We start from the raw sequence: 24,120 nt of genomic DNA, 5'->3' as shown, positions 1-24,120 counted from the left end.
TCACATCTTTAACTAGTTAGCTCTTGCAGTGCAGCTACGACATTGCGCTCTACCCGTTCCAGCACATCCATTTCCAACGGATACGCAAACTGCTCTCCGGTGATGTGTTGGAAGAGCTCAATGTATCTTTCGGAGATCGAAGATACAATTTCATCCGTCATTTCAGGAACTTTTTGATCGTCTTTCCCCTGGAACCCATTTTCTATTAACCATTTCCGGACAAATTCCTTAGACAATTGCCGTTGCGGCTTTCCTTCCTGCTGCAATTGTTCGTAGCTATCCGCATAGAAATAACGCGAGGAATCGGGCGTATGGATCTCATCGATGAGGTATATTCTTCCATCCAATTTACCGAACTCGTATTTGGTATCCACCAAAATCAGCCCTCGTTCGGCAGCTAATTCGGTACCTCGCTTAAAAAGCGCGTGTGTGTATTGCTCCAATAGCGCATAATCCGATGCCGATACAATCCCTTGCCTCAATAGTTCCTCCTTTGAAATATCCTCATCATGGCCCACAGCTGCTTTGGTCGTTGGTGTAATGATGGGGGCTGGTAGCCGATCGTTTTCCCGGAGACCATCGGGGAGCGGCTCGCCGCAGATCGTGCGTTTGCCAGTTTGGTATTCCCGCCAAGCGTGACCGGAGAGGTAACCCCGTATAACCATTTCTACTTTAAACGGCTGGCAGAGGAGACCGATCGTCGCGCAGGGATCCGGCACTGCCATGATCCAATTGGGCACGATGTCTTCTGTAGCCCGAAGAAATTTTGCCGCTATTTGATTGAGTACCTGACCCTTATAGGGAATGGCCCGAGGAAGTACAACGTCGAAAGCGGAGATCCGATCAGTAGCAACCATGGCCAAGTACTTATTTGAAATTGTATAAACGTCCCGCACCTTTCCGCGGTAAAAGGCAGTTTGGTTCTGAAAATGGAAATTTGTCTCTTTTATCGTGTTCATTTTTCTAACATCAAATATCTCCGTAGGCCTCCAGTATGCGCCGCACCAGCTTGTGCCGCACCACGTCCCCGCCACTTAGGTAAATAATATCGATACCCTCAATGCCATCAAGTAATTTCAGTGCGGTTTGCAACCCCGACTGCTGTTTTTTGGGAAGGTCAATCTGTGTCACATCTCCCGTAACGATGAACTTCGCGGTTGGTCCCATCCGCGTAAGAAACATCTTCATCTGCATATCGGTGGCGTTTTGCGCTTCGTCTAGGATAACGAAGCAATTGTCCAACGTGCGCCCTCGCATAAAGGCAAGTGGAGCAACTTCTATCGTCCGGTTTTCCAAAAAGACCTTCAGTTTCTCGGCAGGAATCATATCATCCAATGCGTCATAAAGCGGTCTTAGGTACGGATCTACTTTTTCCTTCAAATCACCTGGTAGGAACCCCAAGTTTTCGCCCGCTTCCACAGCTGGCCTTGTCAGAATAATACGCCTTATTTCCTTGTTGCGCAGTGCACGAACAGCAAGTGCGACCGCGGTATATGTTTTACCGGTTCCAGCCGGGCCGATAGCAAACAAAATATCGTTTTTTATGATGCTTTCAACCATCCGCCGCTGGTTAGCTGTCCGTGCCTTGACCACAATACCATTAGGCCCGAAGACAATAGGCTCACCGCCGATATTGCTGCTTGCCACAGCATGATCCGCTTTCCTCGACACATCCGATGACGCCGGTGCTCCAAGTATGGTTTCCACATCGGTTAGGGTTAAGCTGTTATACTGCTCGACGTGGGCAATCACTTTGTCAAAACGCTCTTTAAACGCTGCAATCTCACGCCCGTCCCCCAGTATTTTCACCTCATTGCCCCTGGCAACAATCCTCAGTTTCGGAAATTGTTTTTTGAACACCTCGAAATGTTCATTTTGCGCTCCCCATAGTACAGCGGGATTCACATATTCTAAGGTAATATTTAACTCGCTCAAATTCTTCCCAGTTTGCTTTACGCTTTTCATGCTTTAAGCTTTATGCTGTAGGCTGTAAGCTCACCGCTTGCAGCCTATTGCCTAAGGCCTAGTCAAGTGCCGCCTTCAAATATAGCGATAAATTGCAATTCGTATCGCTGAAATTAAAAATCTACTTTGCAGACAATTTTAAAATGATACCAACTTTATCTAAGTTTGCATCGGTTGCAATCAAGGCGGGTATGGGTGTCATTACCTTAACAACAGATTTGGGGAATAAAGATTTTTATCAGGCTGCACTGAAGGGCAGCATCATTAGCCAATTTCCGGCAGTACAATTGGTCGATATTTCCCATGAGATCCCCCCTTTTGACATTCAATATGCGGCATTCGTATTAAAAAATGCCTATACATATTTTCCGGAAAACACCGTTCACCTTATCGGTATCGACTCTGTGTTCAATCAAAACACACGCTATCTGGCGTTAGCGTACAACGGTCACTTTTTTGTCGGAGCAGACAACGGTATTTTTTCACTGATATTGGATGGCCCGCCGACTGACGCTGTGGAACTTAATATCATTCAAGACTTAAAGTACCTGCATTTCCCGTTGACGGACATTTTTGCCAAGGCGGCATGCCACCTCGCAAAAGGCGGCAAGCTGACTGATATCGGCGATCCCGTAAATGCTGTGGTAGATCGTACCCTGGTACAACCTGTAGTTGAAAAAGACAGCTTGAGAGGCAGTGTTGTCTTCGTCGATTCGTTTGGCAACGTCATTAGCAACATCAGCAAAGAACTGTTTAACAAAGTGCAGCGTGGACGCAATTTTGTATTGTATTTTAGGCGCAATGAGACCATTGACCAGATGAGCTGGCATTACAACGAGGTACCTGAAGGTGAGAAGCTTTGTTTGTTCGGCATCAGCAATTACTTAGAAATAGCCATCAACAAAGGCAACGCAAGTGGGCTGCTCGGACTGCATAAGGGAGACATCATCCGCGTGGAATTTCGTAAATAATTTGACAGGGAAAAGTGATTGTAATGAGCGGTTTTTTGAATAGAATTATTATACGCATGTATAGACGGACAAGCGCTTGTTTTGCTTACCTCATACCTACAAGCTGTAGCCTACTACTCATACTATTGGCCTTCGCACCGTCGTTTGCCCGGCAGCAAACGACAGACACGGTAGGGTACGAAAGTCAACGCCGAAAGGTAAACGAATTGTTGGCCCAGCGCAGCGAACGATTCGGCCAGTTCGATGAAAGCCTCAGAAGACGTACCGGAATTTTTGGCCTTAAAACCAAGAAAGACATGCAGGCCTCCATTGATATCCTAAAGCAGATTGTACTCATGGACAACGATATATTCTACGAAACAAAAACGTTGCTCGATTATAAGGAGTTTGAAAAATCGCAAATAGCTGAGCAAGCTTCCGAATATGACGGCCGTATTAATGGTTACATTAAGACAATTAGCAAACTGCAGCAGCAACAAGAACAACTGGCCAGTCAAATCAGCGCACTGGAAAAGACCAACCAATTATATGAAGGCCTGGTGATACTACTGGGACTAACGTTATTAGGTGGCGGTGCCTATGTTTTTATCAAACGCCAAAAATTGACGAAAACGTGATATGGCTAACGCATTATTGTCCATACTTTTGTGCCTATAGTTTTTATTTATAGGACATGGCAAGACAACGGTTAAATAGTGGGGATACGCCATCAGAGGATCTGCCCAAACCAAAACTCACCAAAACTACGCTTAGGAAAGCCGCCAAGTTGTTGGCCTACCTAAAACCTTATCGATTGAAATTCATCGTTGGTATGGTCTTTCTGTTTTTGTCGAGCCTAACCGCACTCACTTTCCCTGCGCTTCTGGGTGCCATGATTGATGCAGCCCAAGGCGAGCGAAGTTACGCTTGGATACCGGCAGATATCCGCACAATCGGCGCTGTTGCATTCGCCATCCTGTTCGTCCAGTCGGTGGTATCTTTTTTTCGGATACGCCTCTTTGTCGAGGTCGCTGAAAAGTCCCTAGCGGATATTCGCCGTGATTCCTATTATAAGCTAATCACGCTGCCGCTTGATTTCTTTGCCAACCGAAGAGTCGGTGAGTTAAATAGCCGCCTTTCGGCAGATTTGGCACAGATTCAGGATACGATGACGACGACCTTGGCCGAAATCATCAGGCAGATTATCTTGTTGAGCGGCGGTGTGTGCCTGCTATTTGTCGTCTCGGGCAAACTCACGCTACTTAACCTAAGCATTTTACCTATTCTCGTCGTGATTGCCGTCGTATTCGGGCGGTTTATCCGTAAATTATCACGTAAAGCGCAAGACAAACTTGCTGAATCAAACACGGTTGTGCAGGAAACGCTGCAGGGTATCAGCAATGTAAAGGCGTTCGTCAATGAAGCTTACGAAGCTGCCCGCTATTCCAAAGCGCTTCATGCTGTAGTCAAACTTGCCGTCAAGGGCGCCACATACCGCGGCATCTTTGCTTCTTTCATTATTTTCTGCCTCTTTGGTGCCGTGGTGGCGGTCATTTGGTATGGATCGGCCCTGGTAGCCACGGGCAATATTTCTGTGGGGGACCTCACTACCTATATTCTTTACTCGATATTCGTTGCTGGATCTATGGGCAGTTTCCCCGAACTATACGCCAACGTTCAAAAAGCAATAGGCGCCAGTGAGCGTGTCATCGAAATTTTAGACGAGCAGCAAGAAGACATCGGTTTATTGCAAGAGGAGAAAACCATCAAAAATCCAATAGCTGGAAGTGTTGCCTTCCAAAATGTAACGTTTGCTTATCCCTCTCGACGTGAAATCACCGTATTGAAAAACGTGTCATTCCACGCGCAAGCCGGCGAAAAAATTGCTATTGTAGGACCGAGCGGCACAGGCAAATCCACGATTGCTGCTTTGATATTGCAATTTTACAAACCCGATAGCGGTCATATCCTGTTTGATGACCGCGAAGCAAGCAGTTACCCATTGACCGATATCCGTCATCAAGTCGCCATTGTGCCACAGGACGTACTGCTCTTCGGCGGTACTATCCGCGAAAACATTGCCTATGGAAGGCTTGATGCTGATGCCGACGAGATCATTACGGCCGCTAAGCGGGCCAATGCCCATGATTTCATCATGGATTTCCCTGAAGGTTATGATACCTTGGTGGGTGAACGCGGCGTGAAATTGTCGGGCGGGCAGCGCCAGCGCATCGCCATTGCCCGAGCATTACTTAAAGATCCAGCCATCCTCATTCTTGATGAGGCTACATCATCATTGGATTCCGAATCCGAACGGCAAGTTCAGCAAGCCTTGGAAGAATTGATGAAAAACCGCACCTCCATCATTATTGCCCATCGCCTCTCCACAATTCGTGAAGCCGACCAAATTGTAGTGGTTGAATGCGGGCAGGTGGTCGCTTCCGGTACTCATCAAGAACTCATGGAAATGGGGGAAGGGTTGTACCATCACCTTTATAAACTTCAGCTCGCAGATAAATAGTCTATTAAAACTTTTTTTGTGTACCGTTGTTCTTAATTATAAAAACGGTGATAACGATAATAAAAGGACAACAAGATGAACACGAAAAACAGTATTGCTACGTATGCGTTGGTTGGGCTTGCAGCAGGTACCGTCGCTTGGTTGCTGCTAGGCACGAAGGAAGGCCGCAAACAATTGGATCGTGCAGGAGAAGGAATACGTGAGCTTACCCAATCCATTCGGAAAAGCACGAAAGAAGGCTTAAATAAAGCGTCAAAAATGGCCGATCGGGCTACGCGTGAAATCAACGATTTGGGTGCTCAAGCACGAAGCAAAGGCCAGTCGGCTATCCATAAGGCCGACCAATTGGCCAAGGAAGGTGTAGACAAAGCAGGCGATGCCGTAAAAACCGCTCAACATAAGGTGCAAGAAGAAATATAGTATCTAGTTCACCCGCAAAATACGCCGCGAATTGTATCTTTGCGGGAATGAGTCTGCTCAAAGAGGTCAAAGCCCTCATCCATAAGGATATCGTGTTGGAATGGCGTTCCAAATACGCCCTCAACGGTATTTTGCTTTATGTGGTATCCACGGTTTTTGTTTGCTATCAAGCATTTAAATCCGTGGATCCTACTACGTGGAATGCTCTGTTTTGGATTATTCTTCTGTTTGCTTCCGTCAACGCAATCAACAAAAGCTTCGTTCAAGAGAGTCGCGGCCGCCAATTGTACTACTACACACTAGCCAGCGCCAAAGCCGTAATCCTTTCAAAAATCATTTATAATATTCTGATGATGCTATTGTTGTCAGCGATAGCGTATCTCGTATATGGCATTATTTTCCGGAATCCGCTTGGTGATCCGGCGCTTTATTTGGTCACCGTATTATTGGGAAGCACTGGTTTCGCATGTGTTTTTACCATGGTTTCTGGTATTAGCGCCAAGGCAGGAAATAACAGCACGCTGATGGCGATACTTAGCTTCCCTATCATTATTCCGTTGCTTCTGGTGCTCATTAAAGTCTCTAAAAATGCGATGAATGGGTTGGATCGCAGCGCTAGTTATGATGAACTGGTTGTCCTTGTTGCCATCAACATGATGACAATTGCCATTTCTTTACTGTTATTTCCTTACCTTTGGCGAGATTGATTTGTAAGATCTTTGTTCAATATTAACGTTCGATGAAACACGCCTGGTGGAAGCTCCTTGGAATTCTGTTGCTGCTATATAGTATTATTATGGGCATACTGGGACCGGTACCTGCCCTTCCCATTGTACATGAAACCATCCGCAATGTGTATTTCCATGTCCCCATGTGGTTTGCGATGTTTACCCTCTATTCCATCTCGGTCATCTATAGTATCAAATACCTGTCTACAAGCAATCCGCAGGATGACTTGGTCGCAGTGGAAAGCGTCAATGTAGGTATTGTTTTTTGTATATTCGGACTGCTCAGCGGTATGTTGTGGGCTAATTTTACGTGGGGCGATCCCTGGCCCAATGATCCGAAGCTGAACGGCTCCGCTATTGCTACATTGATGTACCTGGCGTATTTAGTACTTCGCAATGCGTTGGAGGAAGAGCAAAAACGGGCGAAAATATCCGCCGTTTACAACGTGTTTGCTTTTCCTATCATGATTGTATTGATGTATATCCTACCTAAAACCACCGATTCCCTCCACCCTGGCGCCGGCGGGAATTCGGGATTCGGGCAGTTTGATCTTGACGGCTCCATGAAAGCCGTATTATACCCTGCGTCGTTGGGTTGGATACTTATCGGCATATGGTTAATGACCCTGCGCTATCGTATCCGCAGATTGGAATATAAGCATTATGCCGCAGTCGAATAAATGTTGGCATTATGACAATTATAAAACGATTAAACGAGAAAAATTGACAATGTTTATTGCAAAACAATATGAAAAAGATAATTCTTTCTTTGCTATTAGTTATCAATGGGTTAATATGTAGTTTTGCGCAATCGAACACCGGGGTTGAAATGGCCACGGGTTTACGTAGCTCAGGCAAGATTTATGTAGTGGTAGCCGTATTGGTGGTGCTCTTTTTAGGGCTGGCTGTTTACTTGTTTACCATCGACAGGAAACTTTCGCGTTTGGAAAAGCAACAAAAACACTAATGCATTCGCGAGACATCTTTAGGCTGCTTGTTTATTTAAACGTTACCAACTAATAATTAACTATTGTTATGGCTAAGTCAATAGCAAAAACAACGCAGGAACCCCATTTTTTTGACGACGTATCCGCCTTTTTTGATCATGCAGCGCAATTCACCAAGCATCCCCAGGGTTTGCTTAACCAGATCAAAGTGTGCAACAGCATTTATCGTTTTAGTTTCCCGTTCCGGAGAGGCGACACACTGGAAGTAATCAACGCGTGGCGCGTCGAACATTCGCAGCACATGTCGCCTACCAAAGGAGGTATTCGATATAGCGAAATAGTAAATGAAGACGAGGTGATGGCGCTCGCAGCCCTGATGACTTATAAATGTGCCATTGTCAACGTACCGTTTGGAGGCGCCAAAGGCGGAATAGCCATCAATCCCAAAAACTATTCGGTAGCTGAACTCGAAAATATTACCCGGCGATACACGGTTGAATTAATCAAAAAGAATTTTATCGGGCCGGCTATTGACGTGCCAGCGCCGGACTATGGAACCGGAGAGCGGGAAATGAGCTGGATCGCCGACACGTATACAACGATGAATCCGGGACAATTGGATTCGTTTGGCTGCGTGACAGGTAAGCCCCTGTCATTACACGGGATCAATGGCCGCAAAGCAGCTACCGGCAGGGGCGTAGCCATCGCCATACGCGAATGCGTAGACGTGGCTGAAGACATGAAGAAAATCGGCCTCACACCAGGTATCGCCGGCAAAAAAGTAATCGTACAGGGACTAGGTAATGTTGGATACAATACCGCCAAGGTACTAATGGAGTTTGGCGCCATCATCGTAGGGATATGCGAGTACGACGGCGCACTGTTTAATCCGGATGGATTAGACCCGGATGCCATCCTCGAACATCGCAAAAATACCGGCTCCATATTGGGCTACAAAAAGGCTACCCTTGAATTTCCGACATCTGCTGAAGGATTAGAGCAAGCTTGTGATATCTTGGTGCCGGCAGCGCTCGAAAACCAGTTGACTGAGGAAAATATTGGCCGAATTAAAGCCAAGATTATTGCCGAGGGTGCAAACGGCCCCACCACACCCGGCGCTGAAGCCGCATTCGTCAAAGCAGGCGGCATCATTATTCCCGATATGTATTGCAATGCCGGCGGTGTGACTGTGTCTTACTTCGAATGGTTGAAAAATTTGTCCCATGTAGCCTTTGGGCGTATGGATAAACGCTACGAGGAAATGGCAAACCTTAATTTGGTCAATACGGTCGAAGCTATCACGGGCAAATCGCTAACCCCGGCTCAGCGCATGACCATCGTGAAAGGCGCCGATGAATTGGAGCTGGTTAACTCCGGATTAGAAGACACCATGATCCGTGCTTACCATGAAATCAGGGCCATAAAAAATTCCAATAACGCCATCGATACTTTACGGACCGCGGCCTTTGTAGGCGCAATTGACAAGATTGCCGCCTCTTACCAAAATTTAGGTATCTGGCCATAATACACTTCCGATGTGGACTATCCGAAACACCTCCTTTTTGGATAGTCCTTTTCCTTTTTCCTAGCCTTCTACATCACAACAGCCGCGTGCTGCGGTTTCTCGCCCCCTATTAAACAAGCAGCTATAGCCTGTTACGCAAATTTATTTACAAATGAAAAGTTAGGATTTTAATAAAAAAGACTTTAACTTTATTTCCGTAATCGCATGGTTATTCAATTAAACGGTCTTTCTACTTAAAAATAATGTAATACCAGTTACAGCTATGATAAGCGAAAAGCACTATTCGGCAGTGTTTGAGGCGTTGCCGACACCATGCTTAGTTCTGCTTCCAGACGCACCAGTATTTACTGTCGTCAATGCTAGCGATGCCTACTTAGCGCTGAGTGCTACTACGCGTGAGGAACTGGTTGGTAAAGGTTTTTTTGATATTTTCCCCTGTAACCCGTGCGTGGACAACAAATTATGGAAGGCTACGTTTGACCAGGTACTTACCGAAAAAAAACCAGGTAAACCGACGACTCAAAAATTTGCGTTTCCACTGGCCGGTTCACCTACCAACTTCGATATCAAATACCTTAATGTATCGAACGCCCCCGTGCTGGATGAACAAGGAGAAATCAAGCTTATTATCCGATCGATGACCGACGTAACCGATGCGAAACGTCATGAGCGGCTGTTAGAACAAACCCAACAAATGGCCCAATCGGGTAGTTGGGAAGTCAATATGATGCATAAGACTGTTGCCTTATCACGCCGGCTAAAAACGATTCTACAGGTCGATTCTTCATTTCAACCCGATTTTGAATCCGCCTTATCTTTTTTTGACTCAATAAGTCGCAAAAGCGTTGTAAGGGCGTTTCAAAAAACTAGCCGGCTCGGCACCCCTTTCCGGCTTACCCTTCCGTTCACCACCGCTAAGGGCCAGAAACGTTGGCTGTCTACCGTCGGTAAAGCCGACATGGTAAATGGTGTGTGTGTACGGATTTACGGGACTTCCAAAGATATCACCAAGAAGCGGAATACCGAAGAAGCACTGGTTTCTTCCGATCGGAATTTTCAAAACCTGATTCAAACGATTGACGGAATTGTGTGGGAAGCCAGCGTAGCGCCTTATGAACTGACATTTGTCAGCAAAAAGGCGGAAAGGATGCTGGGTTACACTGCCACAGACTGGTTTTCCGAACCCGATTTCTGGACGAAGCACGTCCACGAATCCGATCGGGAACGCGTGATTAAATACCATCGTCAGCAAACGAAAAAATTGGCGAACCATACCGTCGACTACCGGGCAGTAAAAAAAAATGGAGATATCGTTTGGGTGAAGAATGTCATATCAGTCATCACCAAGTCTGGCCAGCCGAGATGGCTGCGAGGAGTCATGGTCGATATCACCGAAACCAAGCGCCTTGCCGACCTTGACCGTCTCGAAAAAAACATATTGGAACTCATTGCTCGCCGGGATACGCCCATTAAATCGATACTCGCTGAATACCTGCTGGGTATTGAAGCGCTTTTCCAAGGCATTTATTGTTCGCTACACCGCGTACATGACGGGCGATTGCTTCACTTGGCTGCGCCTTCGTTACCGCAAGCGTATTCAGCAGCTATACACAACCGTACAATAGGCAACAATACCGGTTCCTGCGGCACCGCGGTCTATCTCAAAGCGCCGGTCATTGTCAGCGATATTGCTACTGATTCCAAATGGGAAAACATCCGGCATTTGCCCCTTGCCCATGGGTTCAAGGCTTGCTGGTCATATCCGATTATCGATTCGGATGGCCATGTGATGGCCGTCCTCGGTCTTTATTATAAACAGGTAAAGTCCCCGAATGCAGAAGAATCGGCTATCATCGAACGCACTGCGACACTGTTAAAGATGATCCTGGAAAACCGCAGGAACGCCGATCTGGCCCAGGAAGCGTCCGCCATGATTGATCAAGCACAGGAATTGGCGCGTTTTGGCAATTGGCAGTGGGATGCTGAAACCAACAAGGTGCGTTGGTCAAACGTACTGCGCGAGATCTATGGCTTTGCCAACACCAACTGTCGCCCAACCTTCCAAGGATACCTGGCCGTATTGCATGATGATGATAAGAGCCGCATTGTAGACATCTTAAAACAAGTACATAAAACCGGTAATGACAGTGTCTTTGAAGAGCGTATCGTACGCCCTGACGGTGATACCCGGTATTTAAGAACATGGGTAAGAAGCATCGTCGATGAAGAGGGCGTGCCTGTCAAAATGATAGGTGCATGCCTTGATGTTACCGGAATGAAGCAGAAAGAGTTAAAACTGAAAGAAATGCACCATCAATTGGAGCAACATCTCCGAGAGGTGGAAGAATCCGAGGCCAAATACAGCAATTTATTCCACCTCAGCCCACAACCCATGTGGGTTTACGATTTGGAAACCCTTCGTTTTTTGGACGTCAACATCGCTGCAGTTAAGCACTATGGCTATAGCCGAGAGGAATTTCTAACCCTATCGATCAATGATATTAAACCTGCCCAAAAGCAATCAAAGCCAAAGGGGAATAACACATTCTCCAAAGAACATGATGAATTATTCAATCAAGATGTCTATATCCACCGCAAAAAAAATGGCGAAATCATTCATGTAGAAGTGCAACGCGCTGTTATTAATTTCCACGGTCGCGCTTCAGCACTTATCTTAGCACAGGACATCACTGAAAAGCTGAATCATATCGAGGCTATCGAAACGCAAAACAGGAAACTACAAGAAATTGCTTGGATGCAGTCGCATGTTGTACGGGCACCGTTGGCACGTATTATGGGACTCGTCGATTTGATTCAAAATTTTCCAGAATCCGGCATCGAAAATGAAGAATTACTAGACTCCATCTCCGGTTCAGCAATTGAGCTGGACGATATTTTAAAAGCAATCACAAACAAAGCTGAACAGATCAATTTCACCTAAAACCAACATTATACAATGGAGCTACATGTCATGGTAATTGATGATGATAAGATGTTTAACACGATGGCCAAGGTTTTGCTCAATAACACGGGCATCGCGAGGGAGCCAGAAATTTGTACAAGTGGTAAGGAAGCACTCATGCGATTAAAACAGCATATTTCTGCAGACAAGCGATTCCTGCTATTCCTTGACATCAATATGCCGGTCATGAGTGGATGGGACGTGCTGGACGCCTTGAGTTTATTGCCTTACCGTAATCAGATACGCGTGGTCATCGTCACATCATCGATTGACAAGGCTGACAAAGAACGAGCAATGACCTATGACCAGCTTGCCGGTTATCTCGTCAAACCGATAAAACGGGAAGATCTCTCCACCTTAAAATTCTCCAGGCACTTGACTCATTTTTTTGCAGACTGATTGCTATTTTTTTACTTTTCAACGTTTCAATGCTTCCCAAAGGATTTCTACGGGGTGATATGCCTTCCTACCTGTACCATCTTTGATTTGATGGCGACAACTGGTTCCCGGCGCAGCGATAATCACTTCGCCAGGCGTATCTCTTACCGCTGGGAGCAACACGAGCTCACCTATTTTCATAGACACGTTATAATGTTCCTTTTCATAACCGAACGAACCGGCCATACCGCAGCAACCAGATGGAATGGTTTCTACTTGGTATCCGCTAGGCAATGAAAGCACCTTTACGGTGGAATCTACCAAATGGAAAGCTTTTTGGTAGCAATGCGCATGCAGCTTAATTATCCGACTCTGGTCGGTAAAATAAGCTGAATCGATATTTCCCGCATTCATTTCTTGAAGGATAAATTCGTCGATGAGCAAGGCATGCTTTGCAAGGCGGGCAGCGTCTGCCACCCATTGTTCATCGACCAACTCCGGATATTCATCGCGAAATGTGAGGATAGCCGACGGCTCAATACCAATCAAAGGGGTGTCCGCCGTGATTACGTCCTTCAGGTACTGGACATTTCGGTTGGCGATAATTTTCGCCTTACGTACCAATCCTTTTGAAAGATACGTTCGTCCACTTTCCGTATGTTTGGCAAGCCGTACCTCATAGCCCAATGCCGTGAGCAAGTGGTATGCCGTTTGCCCGATATGTACATCATTGTAATCCGTGAATTCATCACAAAATAGATACACCTGCTTTTTCCACCTGGCAGGACGGTCACCGGACTGATTGACGCGCAGTTGCCGTTTGATCCACTTGTGTAACCTTACATGCCCCACTTCCGGCAACGATCGCCCTTGGGCGAAGCCAAGTGTTCCTTTAATCAAAGCAGCTAAAAGCTTACTATTTATCATGGCGTTGTAAATCCTGGGGAAATAGGAAGCCAGCCGCTGAGATCTCGTAAAATTGGCGATTACCTGTGCCCTGAACGGCGTGCCATTGGCATCGTAGTAATGCTGAAGAAATTCAGCCTTCATCTTGGCAATATCCACACCAGAAGGGCACTCTGTCTTACACCCCTTACAGCTTAGGCAAAGATCCATTACCTCCTTAATTTCCGGGTGATCAAATCGGTTGGCTTTGGGCGAACCGGTGAGAAATTGCCGCAGCATATTAGCCCGCGCACGGGTAGTGTCTTTTTCTTCTCGGGTGGCCATGTACGAGGGGCACATGGTGCCTCCGGCAATATGGGTTTTACGGCAGTCTCCAGATCCTGAACATTTTTCGGCTAACCGCAGGATACTCTCCTGCCTGCTGAAATCAAATACCGTTTCCACTTTTATCGTAGAAGTATCTTGTTCGTACCGCAGGAACTTGTCCATAGGCGGTGTATCGACAATTTTATGGGCATTGAAGACACCCTGCGGATCAAAAATAGCTTTCACTTGTTTCAATAATCCGTAAACCTCACTGCCCAATACAGCACCGATGAATTCACCGCGCAGCCGTCCATCTCCATGTTCTCCACTAAGCGAGCCGTTGTACTTTTTCACCAATTGAGCCGTCTCAGCAAGTACCGTTCGGAAGGTTTCTCGCCCTTCGGTGGTCTTTAGATTGATAAGCGGTTCTACGTGCAATTCACCGGCGCCGGCATGTGCATAATAGGAAGCTTTGAGGCCATGGCGTTCCAAAATACGCTGCAAATCTGTAATGTACGCTGGCAGATCTTCTGGAGATACCGCGCAATCCTCTATTAGGTTCACAGGTTGGATATCGCCCGGTAGATTACGTATAAGCCCTAAGCCAGCTTTGCGCACATCCCATACCAGGTTGGTCCGATGCCCCGTAATTAGAGGATAAGCATAACCTAAGCCTTTTGCCAACAAATCAGCGCTCAATGCTTCCGCTTTCCGTTGGACTTCAGCCAAGCTATTACCCCGGAATTCGACCATCAGCAGTGCTTCAGGATCACCTTCAATGAAAAATCGGTTATACTGGTACGTGGGATGGCCTTTGGTGAAATCCATGATGTACTTATCTACCAATTCGGAGGCTGCAGGATGATGTTGCAGTGCTATAATGTTGGCATGCAGCGATTCAATAAGCGTATGACAATGGATACACAGTAATCCCACCTCCTTAGGAGGCAATGGCAGGAGGCTAAGCTTGGCTTCGGTGAGGATACCCAGCGTCCCCTCTGACCCGGCAAGCAATTTGCAGAAATTGAACGGTTGCGAAGCGTCAATGAGCATATCCAACGCATACCCTGTATTCCGTCGGGTGAGTGATGGTCTGGGGTAACCTGTTTTGATAGCTCGCTGATTTGCAGGTATGGACAGCAAGTCTATGGTCTGGCGGTAGATCTGCCCTTCACGATTATCCAACACCAGTTTATTGAATAACGCCTGTTCATTCAGCGCTTCAAACACGACTTCCGAGCCATCGTCCAGTAGTACATTGGCTGATAGCAGATGACTGCGTGTATCGCCCCACACAATAGAATGTAAGCCGGAAGAATTGTTACCTATCATTCCTCCCACCATCGCCCTATTGGCAGTAGACGTCTCCGGGCCGAACATCAGGTTATAAGGGCGAAGATAAGCATTAAGGTCATCGCGTACAACGCCGGGTTGTACACGTACCCAACGTTCTTCTGGATTTACCTCTAATACACGATTGAAATACTTAGACATATCCACCACGATACCGTCGCCAACTACTTGCCCAGCCAACGAAGTGCCTGCCGTACGGGGAATGAGCGTAATCCCATGTCTGCGTGCAAACGCGATCAACTCCCGTAAGTCATCGGGATCTTTTGGAATAACGACGGCTAACGGACGTTCTTGGTATACCGAAGCGTCCGTAGAATAGGCTCTTAGTATGGCTTGGTGTTGGGCGCTGCCGTCGTAATAGAGCGGACCATTTAAGATGCCGCTCAATCTGGATAGCCCGTCATATATAGCTGCTGCGTTCATTTTCACGTGCTAAAGATACACATCACCAGTTAATTACGGGGCAACGGAAACGTTATTCCTTATGCCAGCCCCTACCTCATCGATGCTGATACAGCTTTTTCAAGGCAGGCACTTGCAAAAGTTCGCAATTTAATGCATCTTGTATTCGAATACTATCCAAGTTTACAAAAAACCATGATAACGCGAAGAGATTTCATTCGGAATGGGATATGGGTTACGTTGCCTTGTGTAAGTGTGCATGACCGTTTGCAACACTTCTTATCAGCGAGTGATTACCTTATGACGGTCAATGGACCAATATCACGCATGAAGGCTGGTTTTATATTGCCACATGAACATACCTTAGTTGATTTCATCGGTGCCGATCAAGTGAATCCAGCACGCTACGTCGAAGATGAGGTGTACGACACCGTATTGCCCTACCTGAAACAAGCGTATCTCTACGGAGCCCGGACTTTCGTCGACTGTACACCTCAATGGCTGGGCCGAAATGTAAAGTTATTACAACGGCTCTCAGACGCCTGCGGAATGCACATCATTACAAATACAGGATACTATGGTGCCGCCAGAGAGAAATACCTCCCTCCCCATGCCTACACGGAGTCTGCTGAGCAGTTGGCCGCACGATGGACAACTGAATGGAGGGAGGGCATCGGCGAGACGCCGATTAGACCTGGGATTATCAAAACAGGGGTCGACAATTATCCATTATCGGCAACACAGCAAAAGCTAATCCGAGCGGCTGCGCTCGCCCATCTGGAAACTGGATTAACTATATTTGTGCACACCGGAGACGGAAAGGCTGCACTTGAACAGCTAACGATCATCGAAGATATAGGCGTAAAGGCCGATGCCTGGGTATGGACGCATGCACAAAATGAAGCAGACAGGGCCATACACATTCAGGCCGCAAAGGCGGGCGGTTGGATTGCCTTTGACGGCTTATATCCGCAACTGACGGACCGTTACTTGGCGTTTTTGATTGACATGAAAAAGCAACACCTTTTGCATCGGATTTTATTATCACACGATGCCGGCTGGTATCAGGTAGGGACTCCGCGCGGCGGCGTTTTCCGTCCGTATGTTTCCGTGTTCACCGATCTCATTCCTGCCCTGAAAAAAGCACAGTTTACCGACAACGAGCTGACGCTGCTCTTTAAAACCAATCCGGCTAACGCATTAGCGGTAAAAGTCCGAAAAGTCTAGTGAAAAAAACTACGCCAAGTTGGAGCATATGGCTGGTCATTTCCTGGGCGATAAGCACCCATATATCGGCAAGTATGAATGGTCTCATCTATGAAACGACTGGCGTCCGTTGGCATTGATAAAGCAAGGGTTGGATGCATCTGTAGCTAACATTCAAATAAAAAAACAAAATCGCCAAAAATCACCTATTTTTAGCCCATGAAAGCACGGATTTCTTGGTTATTATTTCTTTCAGCCGCCTCCATATGCTGCGGGCAGTTGGCTATCGGACAAACAATTTATTTTCCGCCACCGTCTGCATGGCAACGCCAATCTCCCGCGCAGCTTGGGCTGAATGCTGCGGCGATTGACCAAGCGGTCGAGTTTGCTACGGGACACGAGGCAAAGACCGTGCGCGAAGGCTTGTTGGCGCAAATCCACAGCTTTGGCCGGGAACCGTTGAGTGATCCGATTGGACCGTTGAAAGATCGCGGCGGAGCAACCGGACTGATCATTTACAAAGGATATATCGTAGCAGAATGGGGGAATCCGTCGCGCGTGGATATGACGCATAGCGTAACGAAGAGCTTTCTATCTACCGTCGTAGGGCTGGCGGTCGACCGTCATCTGATTGGCAGTACCTTAGACACAATCGCTCACGCTATACCGCCCATAGAAATTTTTGGCCCTGGAGGCAATACACCTCCTGAGTTCATATACCCGTTTGAATCGAAACATAACCGTAAGCTGACGTGGGAGGTCATGCTGAGACAAACAAGCGATTGGGAGGGCACACTATGGGACAAGCCCGATTGGGCAGACAGACCACAAGGCAATATTGATGAGTGGAAAACCCGAGATCGTCACGAGCCTGGTGCGGTATGGAAATACAACGATGTAAGGGTCAATGCACTGGCCCTGGCGGCAACCACCATCTGGCGAAGACCACTCCCCGATGTCTTAAAGGAATACATCATGGATCCGATTGGTGCATCCAATACTTGGCACTGGACAGGATATCACAATTCATGGATTGTGCTCAATGGGCAGGCTATTCAATCAGTAAGTGGCGGAGGGCACTGGGGAGGCGGCCTATTCATCAATGCATACGACATGGCCAGGTTCGGCTTGCTCACACTACACCATGGCAATTGGAACGGCAAACAACTCATCAGTCAGCAGTGGATCAAGCAGGCATTGACACCAACGGCAGCCAATACAGGCTATGGCTATATGAACTGGTTTTTGAATACGGACAAAAAACTACTTCCTTCTGCCCCTGAAACCTCGTGGGTACACATCGGCAATGGCACCAATATGATCTACTGCGATCCCGAACATGATCTGGTCGTGGTAGCCCGCTGGATTGAAAATAAGGAAATGGATGGCCTGATCCGCAATGTACTCGAAGCATTACAAAAGTAAGCGCCGTGTTTTTTTTCACAACGGCAAACAATTTATCGCTTTCGCTGTCTACGATACAAAGTTAAACTTAAGTGTCAAGATATGAAGGCAAAAACATATGCTTTGCTGGCAATGGTAATGTTGTCATTCACATTCGGTGTACCGGTATCGGCAAAGATGACCGATGAGCATCCGGGCAAGACAATGGATAAGACGGAGGCTGCTACGGCAACAAAACTCGCTGAGATGCGGGCCCGGGTGGCTGAAATCAAAGCCATGGATAAAACAAACCTGAGCAAGGAGGAACGTAAAGCCCTTAAAAAAGAGCTTCGTGACATGAACAAAAAGGCGCGTGCACTTGGCTCTGGCGGAGTTTACCTGTCCGTAGGCGCTATCATTCTAATCATTTTGGCGCTCATACTGATCCTTTAAGCCACGCAAGCGCGTGAAAGTATTAGCCGATCCAGCCTGCGTAAAGACGGGCATCTCCATGAGCATCGGCCTCTGAACCAACAAAAAGCATCGTGCACAACAAAAATCCCCGTTCCAGCTATGGACGGGGATTCGCCACAATAAGTTAAGCGTAAACAATTTACTGGTTCGAGTTTGCTACAACGATTGAAAATATGCATCTTTACGCGGTACCGTGTTCGTGATGTGCTGAAAGACTTGGGCGGATTATTAGTTAGTCATAAAACGTTGAAACTTGTCATTTTCGAATTTAAATCTTGCCGAACCACTATTACAGGCGCTGAAGGTTTCAGGCTACCATCTACCTACCCCTATCCAACAACAAGCCATTCCGATCATCCTTAGAAAAATCGACGTACTCGCCTGTGCTCAGACCGGCACTGGCAAAACAGCTGCATTTGCCCTGCCGATTATCCAGCATTTGCTTGAATACGCACCAAACATGCCATCAAATGGGCCAATGGCACTTATTGTCGCCCCCACACGGGAACTAGCCATCCAAATAGACGAAAACATAGCAGCATATACACGCTTCACCCATATCAGTCATACCGTGGTGTTCGGCGGTGTATCGATAAATAGCCAAATCAGTGAACTGAAAAAAAAAGCCTGAGATGCTTGTGGCCACCCCAGGACGCCTGCTTGACTTGATTGCGCAACAGGAACTTTCGTTGCAAAACGTCGCTTTTTTTGTGCTGGATGAAGCAGACCAGATGCTCGATATGGGCTTTATTAAGGAAGTCAGAAAGATTATCAAACTTATCCCGGCTAACCGCCATACATCGCTATTCTCAGCAACCATGCCCACTGACATCATAAAGCTTGCGAATACGATGCTGAGAAACCCACAACAGATTGCTGTGACGCCGGTCGCCTCAACGGTAGATAAAATCTCACAAGTAGTCTACCCAGTGGAAAAACCGGATAAAGCTAACCTGCTGATTCACTTAATCAAAAAAGAAGCTGCCGATACCAACATACTCGTTTTTTCAAGGACGAAATTTGGAGCCGATAGAATTGCTAAAAAGTTAAAGAAAAACGGCATTTCTGCGGGCGCCATTCATGGCGACAAGAAACAACAAACACGGCAAAACACACTTTCAGCATTCAAAGCCGGAAAAATTCAGGCATTGGTAGCTACCGACATCGCTGCTCGGGGCATCGATATCGAGCGTCTTCAACTGGTGGTTAACTACGATTTGCCTAACGAGCCGGAAACGTATGTGCATCGCATAGGACGGACAGGCCGGGCGGGCGAAAGCGGCCGTGCCTTCTCATTCTGCGCGCCCGAAGAGTTAGAATACCTATCGCAAATTATTCGATTGACGAAACAGCAGATTCCATTGGATGTCGATCATCCCTTTGTGACAGCTACTAAGGCCATACAAGACGAACAACTTGATAAACCAATACCTCTAAAACCGAAGAAAAGAAAAAAACGCAGGCGGCCAAAAACTCATACGCCGGCCTAGCGAGGGCATCGGTAATTTGAGCGGCCCTTACCTTGATGTATGCGACCACAATGGGAAAGCGAAGCGCAGGACTCTTGATCTATCGGTATAAACCGGAATTACAAGTATTTCTGGTCCATCCGGGCGGACCTTTTTTTGCCAAGAAAGACGACGGCGCGTGGACTATACCGAAAGGAGAATACGGAGATGATGAGGAACCGTTTCATGCTGCGGTGCGCGAATTTGAAGAAGAAACAGGCATAGCACCGGCCATAGACAGCCCCGTTCCATTGCCCGCGGTAAAGCAAAAGGGAGGCAAAGTCGTTATGGCTTGGGCAGGACAATATGATATTGACCCGTCGGTAGTGGTAAGCAATACCTTCGCCTTGGAATGGCCACCCAAGTCGGGCAGTATGCGTACATTTCCAGAGATAGATAAAGCTGGGTGGTTTTCACTTGAAGAAGCACGCAAAAAAATCAATACGGCGCAAGTAATATGGCTGGACTATTTACAGGCCCTTCAACAAGCTTAAAATCATAAGTCTGACGGCTGCGCATCATCTGAAGAAGGGGCAGCGAATAGCTTTAACTGGGCATCGATTGTTTTTTCTCTGCGCGCACCGTCTTGTTTCTCAAGATTAGACACCCCCACTCCAAGCAGGCGTATTTTCCGCCCCCGTAAATCCACTTTACCGATGATGCGCTTCACGATGTGAAAAAGGCTTCCTTCATCATTCACCGGCTCTTGGAGCGTGTGACTACGTGTCATCAGGCTAAAATCATGGAATTTGAACTTAACCGTAATCGTACGTCCCTTCAACTGCGCGCCTTGTAAGCGGGAGACCAGCTTAACCGTGAGTCGTCCCAATTCAGCCAACATGTCATCGACAGCCGTAAGATCCTGCTGGTAAGTATCCTCCACACTTACCGACTTTGCCTCCCGATGGGGCTGCACTTCTCGATGATCTATTCCCCGAACAATCTGATAATAAAACCGCCCGGGTTTGCCGAAGTAGCGTATCAGCTCGGCTTCAGAAAGTTTCTTGAGGTCAGCCCCTATATTGAACCCCATCGCTTTCATCTTGGCAGCGGTGACCTTGCCCACACCGAAAAATCTTTCCACCGGTAATTCTTCCATAAAGGCCTCTATTTTTGAAGGGCCAATAAACGTAAGGCCATCTGGCTTTTGCATATCTGACGCAATCTTCGCCACAAATTTATTGATAGAAACACCCGCAGATGCGGTCAGTTGCAACTCTTCCCGGATAGCTTGTTTTATCCGTTTAGCGATAACGAGCGCAGATCCTATCCCTTGTTTATCATCGGTGACATCCAAATAAGCTTCATCCAATGACAGCGGTTCGACAATGTCGGTATACCGATGGAAGATTTCACGAATATGCCGGGACGCCGCTTTATATGCATCAAACCGGGGATAAACAAACAGCGCATCCGGACAAAGGCGTTGAGCGACTTTAGAGGGCATAGCTGACCGGACACCATAGCTGCGCGCTTCATAACTTGCGGTAGCTACGACTCCTCCACGCCCTTCTGGCAAACCACCGACAATAAGCGGTTTCCCCCGATATTCGGGGAAATCGCGCTGTTCTACCGAAGCGTAAAACGCATCCATGTCAACGTGAATGATCTTACGTTGCCTCCTCATATTTCGCATGTTGCCGTGTGTAGGCAAGGTAGCAAATTTTATAACACGCGATGGAATTTCCACCCAATTATTTGTTAAATTTGATACGACACTTATATAAATAGCGGGATATGCCATCAAAAGAATCATTTCGGATAAACGGTGAAAATCTGCTTAAAAAGATAAAAGAACTGATTGCGGAAGGAAACATCCGCAAAATTACCATCTCAGACAAAGCAGGAAAGGAGATCATGAGCTTTCCGCTCACCGTGGGGGTAGTAGGCACTATTGTAGCCCCCCTCTTCGCAGCAATAGGTGCGCTCGCCGCATTGATTGGCGAATGCTCAATTACCGTAGAACGGGAAGACGCTACGGGCGATGATAGCAACAACCAAGCGCCTTAGCGTCCGGTGGGATTGAATTTATTGAAAATCAATCATAAAATTAATCCGTCACTAACATTCAGGTAATGTCGGCACCTTTACTTTGCAGGTAATATGGCATACCTGTTGGAAATAACGATTTGCGCCACCATCCTTTGCTTAGGCGGATTGTTGTATTTATTTGCCAAGTACATCGATGTACGGTTTGAAGACAGGGAAGATTGTTAATACACTACGTATGAATAAACGGGATGTAGACCTTGTCATCTTGTCTGATGTACACCTCGGCACTTATGGCTGCCACGCCAAGGAACTCTTGCGCTACCTCAAAAGCATTAAACCAAAGCAGCTGCTACTCAACGGCGACATTATCGATGTCTGGCAATTCAGCAAACGCTATTGGCCCGAGTCACACATGAAGGTCGTTCGGAAAATTCTTAAATTTGTAGCCGAAGGAGTGCCGGTAACCTACCTGACAGGTAATCACGACGAGATGCTCCGCAAATTTACGGACTTCCAGTTAGGTTCGCTCACGTTGACCAACAAGCTCTCGCTACCTATCGGCAAAAAACGAGCTTGGATTTTCCATGGCGACATCTTCGATGTAACCATGCAACATTCCAAATGGCTCGCACGCTTAGGAGCCATCGGATATGATAGCCTCATCTTGCTAAACAGTTTCGTCAACTGGATGCTCACCAAACTGGGCAGGGAAAAGATGAGCTTATCTAAGCGGATAAAAAACAGCATAAAAAACGCCGTCAAATTCATCAACGATTTTGAGGTAACGGCCGCCGAACTGGCTATTGAAAAGGGATACGAGTATGTCATTTGCGGCCACATTCACCAGCCTGAAATCCGACAAATCGAAACTGAAAAGGGTACGGTCACTTACCTCAACTCCGGCGACTGGGTAGAAAACCTGACAGCATTGGAATACCATAAAGGCACTTGGCAGATATACCGCTATCACGCTGCGGACTACCCGCTGTCCGACTTGGCTGACCTGGACGCGGACACCTCGGAGAACGACGACCTAAACGGCAAGCTCGACATCAAACGGCTACTCGACCTATTCAAATCTGAACCTGCTGTTTAGGTGCAGAAATTGGCGCGGCCGACTATTTATCCAATGTCAGCATCAAATATCCAATCCGTCTTCTTATTATTGTAGCGTGGAAGTGGCGCTTGCAATATGATTAATCAGTTTCGGAAATATACGCCTTTAAATATATTTTTATTGTCGGTTGTAGGGCTCGTCCTATGCCTGGGCGTGTTTACGCACTTACCGGAGAACTTAGTGCCTGTATTCTTTGAGCCGGCAATAAGTAATTTCACCGGCAAACTGTCTGCCGAAAACATCTCGCCCCAAGCGAATGTTATCATTACGTTAGTGCTTACTATTGCACAGGCCCTGTTCATCAATAAGGTGGTGAACCACTTCAATTTGGTAGGTCGGCCTAGTTTTTTGGCAGCATTGATGTTTATGACACTTGCCAGCCTGATATTACCCTTTTTAGTACTGTCTCCCATTTTAATTTGCAACTTTCTCAGCATTTGGATGCTTGACAAACTACTCAGTATTTATCGGCGTACCGAAATAAAGCCTTTGATGTTTGATTTGGGTATGATTGTGGCGCTGGGTAGTTTGGTTTATTTTCCGTTCATCATCATGTTGTTATTGCTCTGGTGCAGTCTAATCATTTTCCGCCCATTCAATTGGCGCGAGTGGTTAGCACCTCCCATTGGTTTTGCTACCGTATATTTCCTATTGGGGGTGGTGTATCTGTGGTTTGACCGGATGGACGCATTCTACGAAATCTGGCTTCCATTAACTTATGCTTTTCCCACTTCTATACACATAGACATTTACGACTACTTAGTGCTGCTTCCCGTAGTAATCATCATGATATTATTTATTCTTTCCTTGCGACAGAATCTCTTCAAAAGCGTTGTACATATACGCAAGTCCTTCCAGCTATTATTCTGCATGTTTATCCTGTCCATTATTTCTTTTTACCTCAATGCAGATCTAGCAGCAAACCACTTCCTACTCGCTGTACCGCCAATAGCCATATACATGACCTATTATTTTAATTATGCAACCACGCGATGGTTTTATGAAAGCGTATTTGCACTGTTATTGCTGACTATTATTTATTTTCAGTTTTTCTGACCTGTTTACATCCAATCTAAC

General features: G+C 46.7%; 23 protein-coding genes. 19 read left to right on the top strand and 4 right to left on the bottom strand.

Going from position 1 to position 24,120, the window contains the following annotated elements; translation table 11 throughout:
- Positions 1–8: 8 nt before the first annotated feature.
- On the bottom strand, positions 9–959 hold the full coding sequence (locus B5X72_RS14040) for a phosphoribosylaminoimidazolesuccinocarboxamide synthase (protein WP_079717547.1): 951 nt from the start codon (positions 957–959) through the stop codon (positions 9–11).
- Between the two features lie 10 nt (positions 960–969).
- Positions 970–1,935: a PhoH family protein gene (locus B5X72_RS14035; protein WP_079717682.1), complete on the bottom strand. Its 966-nt coding sequence runs from the start codon at positions 1,933–1,935 to the stop codon at positions 970–972.
- Between the two features lie 221 nt (positions 1,936–2,156).
- Here B5X72_RS14035 and B5X72_RS14030 point away from each other — a divergent pair, with 221 nt between their 5' ends.
- The 10 genes from B5X72_RS14030 to B5X72_RS13985 all read left to right on the top strand — a co-directional run bounded on the left by B5X72_RS14030 (position 2,157) and on the right by B5X72_RS13985 (position 12,417).
- Positions 2,157–2,936 carry an SAM hydrolase/SAM-dependent halogenase family protein gene (locus tag B5X72_RS14030; protein WP_079717681.1) on the top strand — a complete coding sequence of 260 codons (780 nt, stop codon included), beginning with the start codon at positions 2,157–2,159 and terminating at the stop codon, positions 2,934–2,936.
- Between the two features lie 56 nt (positions 2,937–2,992).
- Complete coding sequence (locus B5X72_RS14025) at positions 2,993–3,553, top strand: hypothetical protein (protein WP_176146213.1); 561 nt, start codon at positions 2,993–2,995, stop codon at positions 3,551–3,553.
- A 56-nt stretch (positions 3,554–3,609) separates the two neighbouring features.
- Entirely contained in the window at positions 3,610–5,436 is a 1,827-nt protein-coding gene (locus tag B5X72_RS14020; RefSeq protein ID WP_079717545.1) for an ABC transporter ATP-binding protein, read from the top strand.
- Between the two features lie 75 nt (positions 5,437–5,511).
- Complete coding sequence (locus B5X72_RS14015) at positions 5,512–5,856, top strand: hypothetical protein (protein ID WP_079717544.1); 345 nt, start codon at positions 5,512–5,514, stop codon at positions 5,854–5,856.
- Positions 5,857–5,903: 47 nt separating this feature from the next.
- Complete coding sequence (locus B5X72_RS14010) at positions 5,904–6,563, top strand: heme exporter protein CcmB (protein WP_079717543.1); 660 nt, start codon at positions 5,904–5,906, stop codon at positions 6,561–6,563.
- A gap of 32 nt (positions 6,564–6,595) precedes the next feature.
- The gene (gene ccsA / locus B5X72_RS14005) at positions 6,596–7,264 is read left to right on the top strand and encodes a cytochrome c biogenesis protein (RefSeq protein ID WP_079717542.1); all 669 of its coding nucleotides are present in this window, start codon (positions 6,596–6,598) and stop codon (positions 7,262–7,264) included.
- 68 nt (positions 7,265–7,332) lie between these two features.
- Positions 7,333–7,551 carry a CcmD family protein gene (locus B5X72_RS14000; protein ID WP_079717541.1) on the top strand — a complete coding sequence of 73 codons (219 nt, stop codon included), beginning with the start codon at positions 7,333–7,335 and terminating at the stop codon, positions 7,549–7,551.
- Positions 7,552–7,619: 68 nt separating this feature from the next.
- Positions 7,620–9,056 carry a Glu/Leu/Phe/Val family dehydrogenase gene (locus tag B5X72_RS13995; RefSeq protein WP_176146212.1) on the top strand — a complete coding sequence of 479 codons (1,437 nt, stop codon included), beginning with the start codon at positions 7,620–7,622 and terminating at the stop codon, positions 9,054–9,056.
- A gap of 262 nt (positions 9,057–9,318) precedes the next feature.
- Positions 9,319–11,997: a PAS domain S-box protein gene (locus B5X72_RS13990; protein WP_079717540.1), complete on the top strand. Its 2,679-nt coding sequence runs from the start codon at positions 9,319–9,321 to the stop codon at positions 11,995–11,997.
- Positions 11,998–12,012: 15 nt separating this feature from the next.
- Positions 12,013–12,417 carry a response regulator gene (locus B5X72_RS13985; protein WP_079717539.1) on the top strand — a complete coding sequence of 135 codons (405 nt, stop codon included), beginning with the start codon at positions 12,013–12,015 and terminating at the stop codon, positions 12,415–12,417.
- Between the two features lie 18 nt (positions 12,418–12,435).
- Here the strand turns inward: B5X72_RS13985 and B5X72_RS13980 are convergent, their stop codons facing one another.
- A complete protein-coding gene (locus B5X72_RS13980; RefSeq protein ID WP_079717538.1) occupies positions 12,436–15,384 on the bottom strand; it encodes an FAD-binding and (Fe-S)-binding domain-containing protein in 2,949 nt (982 codons plus the stop codon).
- Between the two features lie 174 nt (positions 15,385–15,558).
- On the opposite strand from B5X72_RS13980, the gene B5X72_RS13975 reads away from it, so the two are divergent.
- The 6 genes from B5X72_RS13975 (at position 15,559) to B5X72_RS13955 (ending at position 20,428) form a co-directional block, all read left to right on the top strand.
- Positions 15,559–16,590, top strand: a complete 1,032-nt coding sequence (locus B5X72_RS13975) for a phosphotriesterase family protein (protein ID WP_176146211.1) — start codon at positions 15,559–15,561, stop codon at positions 16,588–16,590.
- Between the two features lie 198 nt (positions 16,591–16,788).
- Entirely contained in the window at positions 16,789–17,994 is a 1,206-nt protein-coding gene (locus B5X72_RS13970; RefSeq protein WP_079717536.1) for a serine hydrolase domain-containing protein, read from the top strand.
- A gap of 81 nt (positions 17,995–18,075) precedes the next feature.
- Entirely contained in the window at positions 18,076–18,405 is a 330-nt protein-coding gene (locus B5X72_RS13965; protein WP_079717535.1) for a hypothetical protein, read from the top strand.
- Between the two features lie 274 nt (positions 18,406–18,679).
- Entirely contained in the window at positions 18,680–19,057 is a 378-nt protein-coding gene (locus B5X72_RS20615; protein ID WP_139378701.1) for a DEAD/DEAH box helicase, read from the top strand.
- A 1-nt stretch (position 19,058) separates the two neighbouring features.
- On the top strand, positions 19,059–19,916 hold the full coding sequence (locus B5X72_RS13960) for a DEAD/DEAH box helicase (protein WP_139378700.1): 858 nt from the start codon (positions 19,059–19,061) through the stop codon (positions 19,914–19,916).
- Between the two features lie 50 nt (positions 19,917–19,966).
- On the top strand, positions 19,967–20,428 hold the full coding sequence (locus tag B5X72_RS13955) for an NUDIX hydrolase (RefSeq protein ID WP_079717679.1): 462 nt from the start codon (positions 19,967–19,969) through the stop codon (positions 20,426–20,428).
- Between the two features lie 2 nt (positions 20,429–20,430).
- Here B5X72_RS13955 and dinB read toward each other — a convergent pair whose 3' ends face one another.
- Positions 20,431–21,561, bottom strand: a complete 1,131-nt coding sequence (dinB, locus tag B5X72_RS13950; RefSeq protein WP_139378699.1) for a DNA polymerase IV — start codon at positions 21,559–21,561, stop codon at positions 20,431–20,433.
- A 110-nt stretch (positions 21,562–21,671) separates the two neighbouring features.
- On the opposite strand from dinB, the gene B5X72_RS13945 reads away from it, so the two are divergent.
- From B5X72_RS13945 to B5X72_RS13935, 3 genes are all read left to right on the top strand, one after another.
- Positions 21,672–21,944, top strand: a complete 273-nt coding sequence (locus B5X72_RS13945; protein ID WP_079717533.1) for a DUF4342 domain-containing protein — start codon at positions 21,672–21,674, stop codon at positions 21,942–21,944.
- A 217-nt stretch (positions 21,945–22,161) separates the two neighbouring features.
- On the top strand, positions 22,162–23,022 hold the full coding sequence (locus tag B5X72_RS13940) for a UDP-2,3-diacylglucosamine diphosphatase (RefSeq protein WP_079717532.1): 861 nt from the start codon (positions 22,162–22,164) through the stop codon (positions 23,020–23,022).
- A gap of 141 nt (positions 23,023–23,163) precedes the next feature.
- Positions 23,164–24,099, top strand: coding sequence for a DUF6427 family protein (locus tag B5X72_RS13935; protein WP_245826940.1), 936 nt, complete (start codon positions 23,164–23,166; stop codon positions 24,097–24,099).
- Positions 24,100–24,120: the final 21 nt, after the last annotated feature.

The organism is Parapedobacter luteus, from assembly GCF_900168055.1.
Classification (GTDB): domain Bacteria; phylum Bacteroidota; class Bacteroidia; order Sphingobacteriales; family Sphingobacteriaceae; genus Parapedobacter; species Parapedobacter luteus.
The sequence above is the reverse complement of the archived record's forward strand: the minus strand, read 5'-3'. Positions and strand labels throughout refer to the sequence as shown.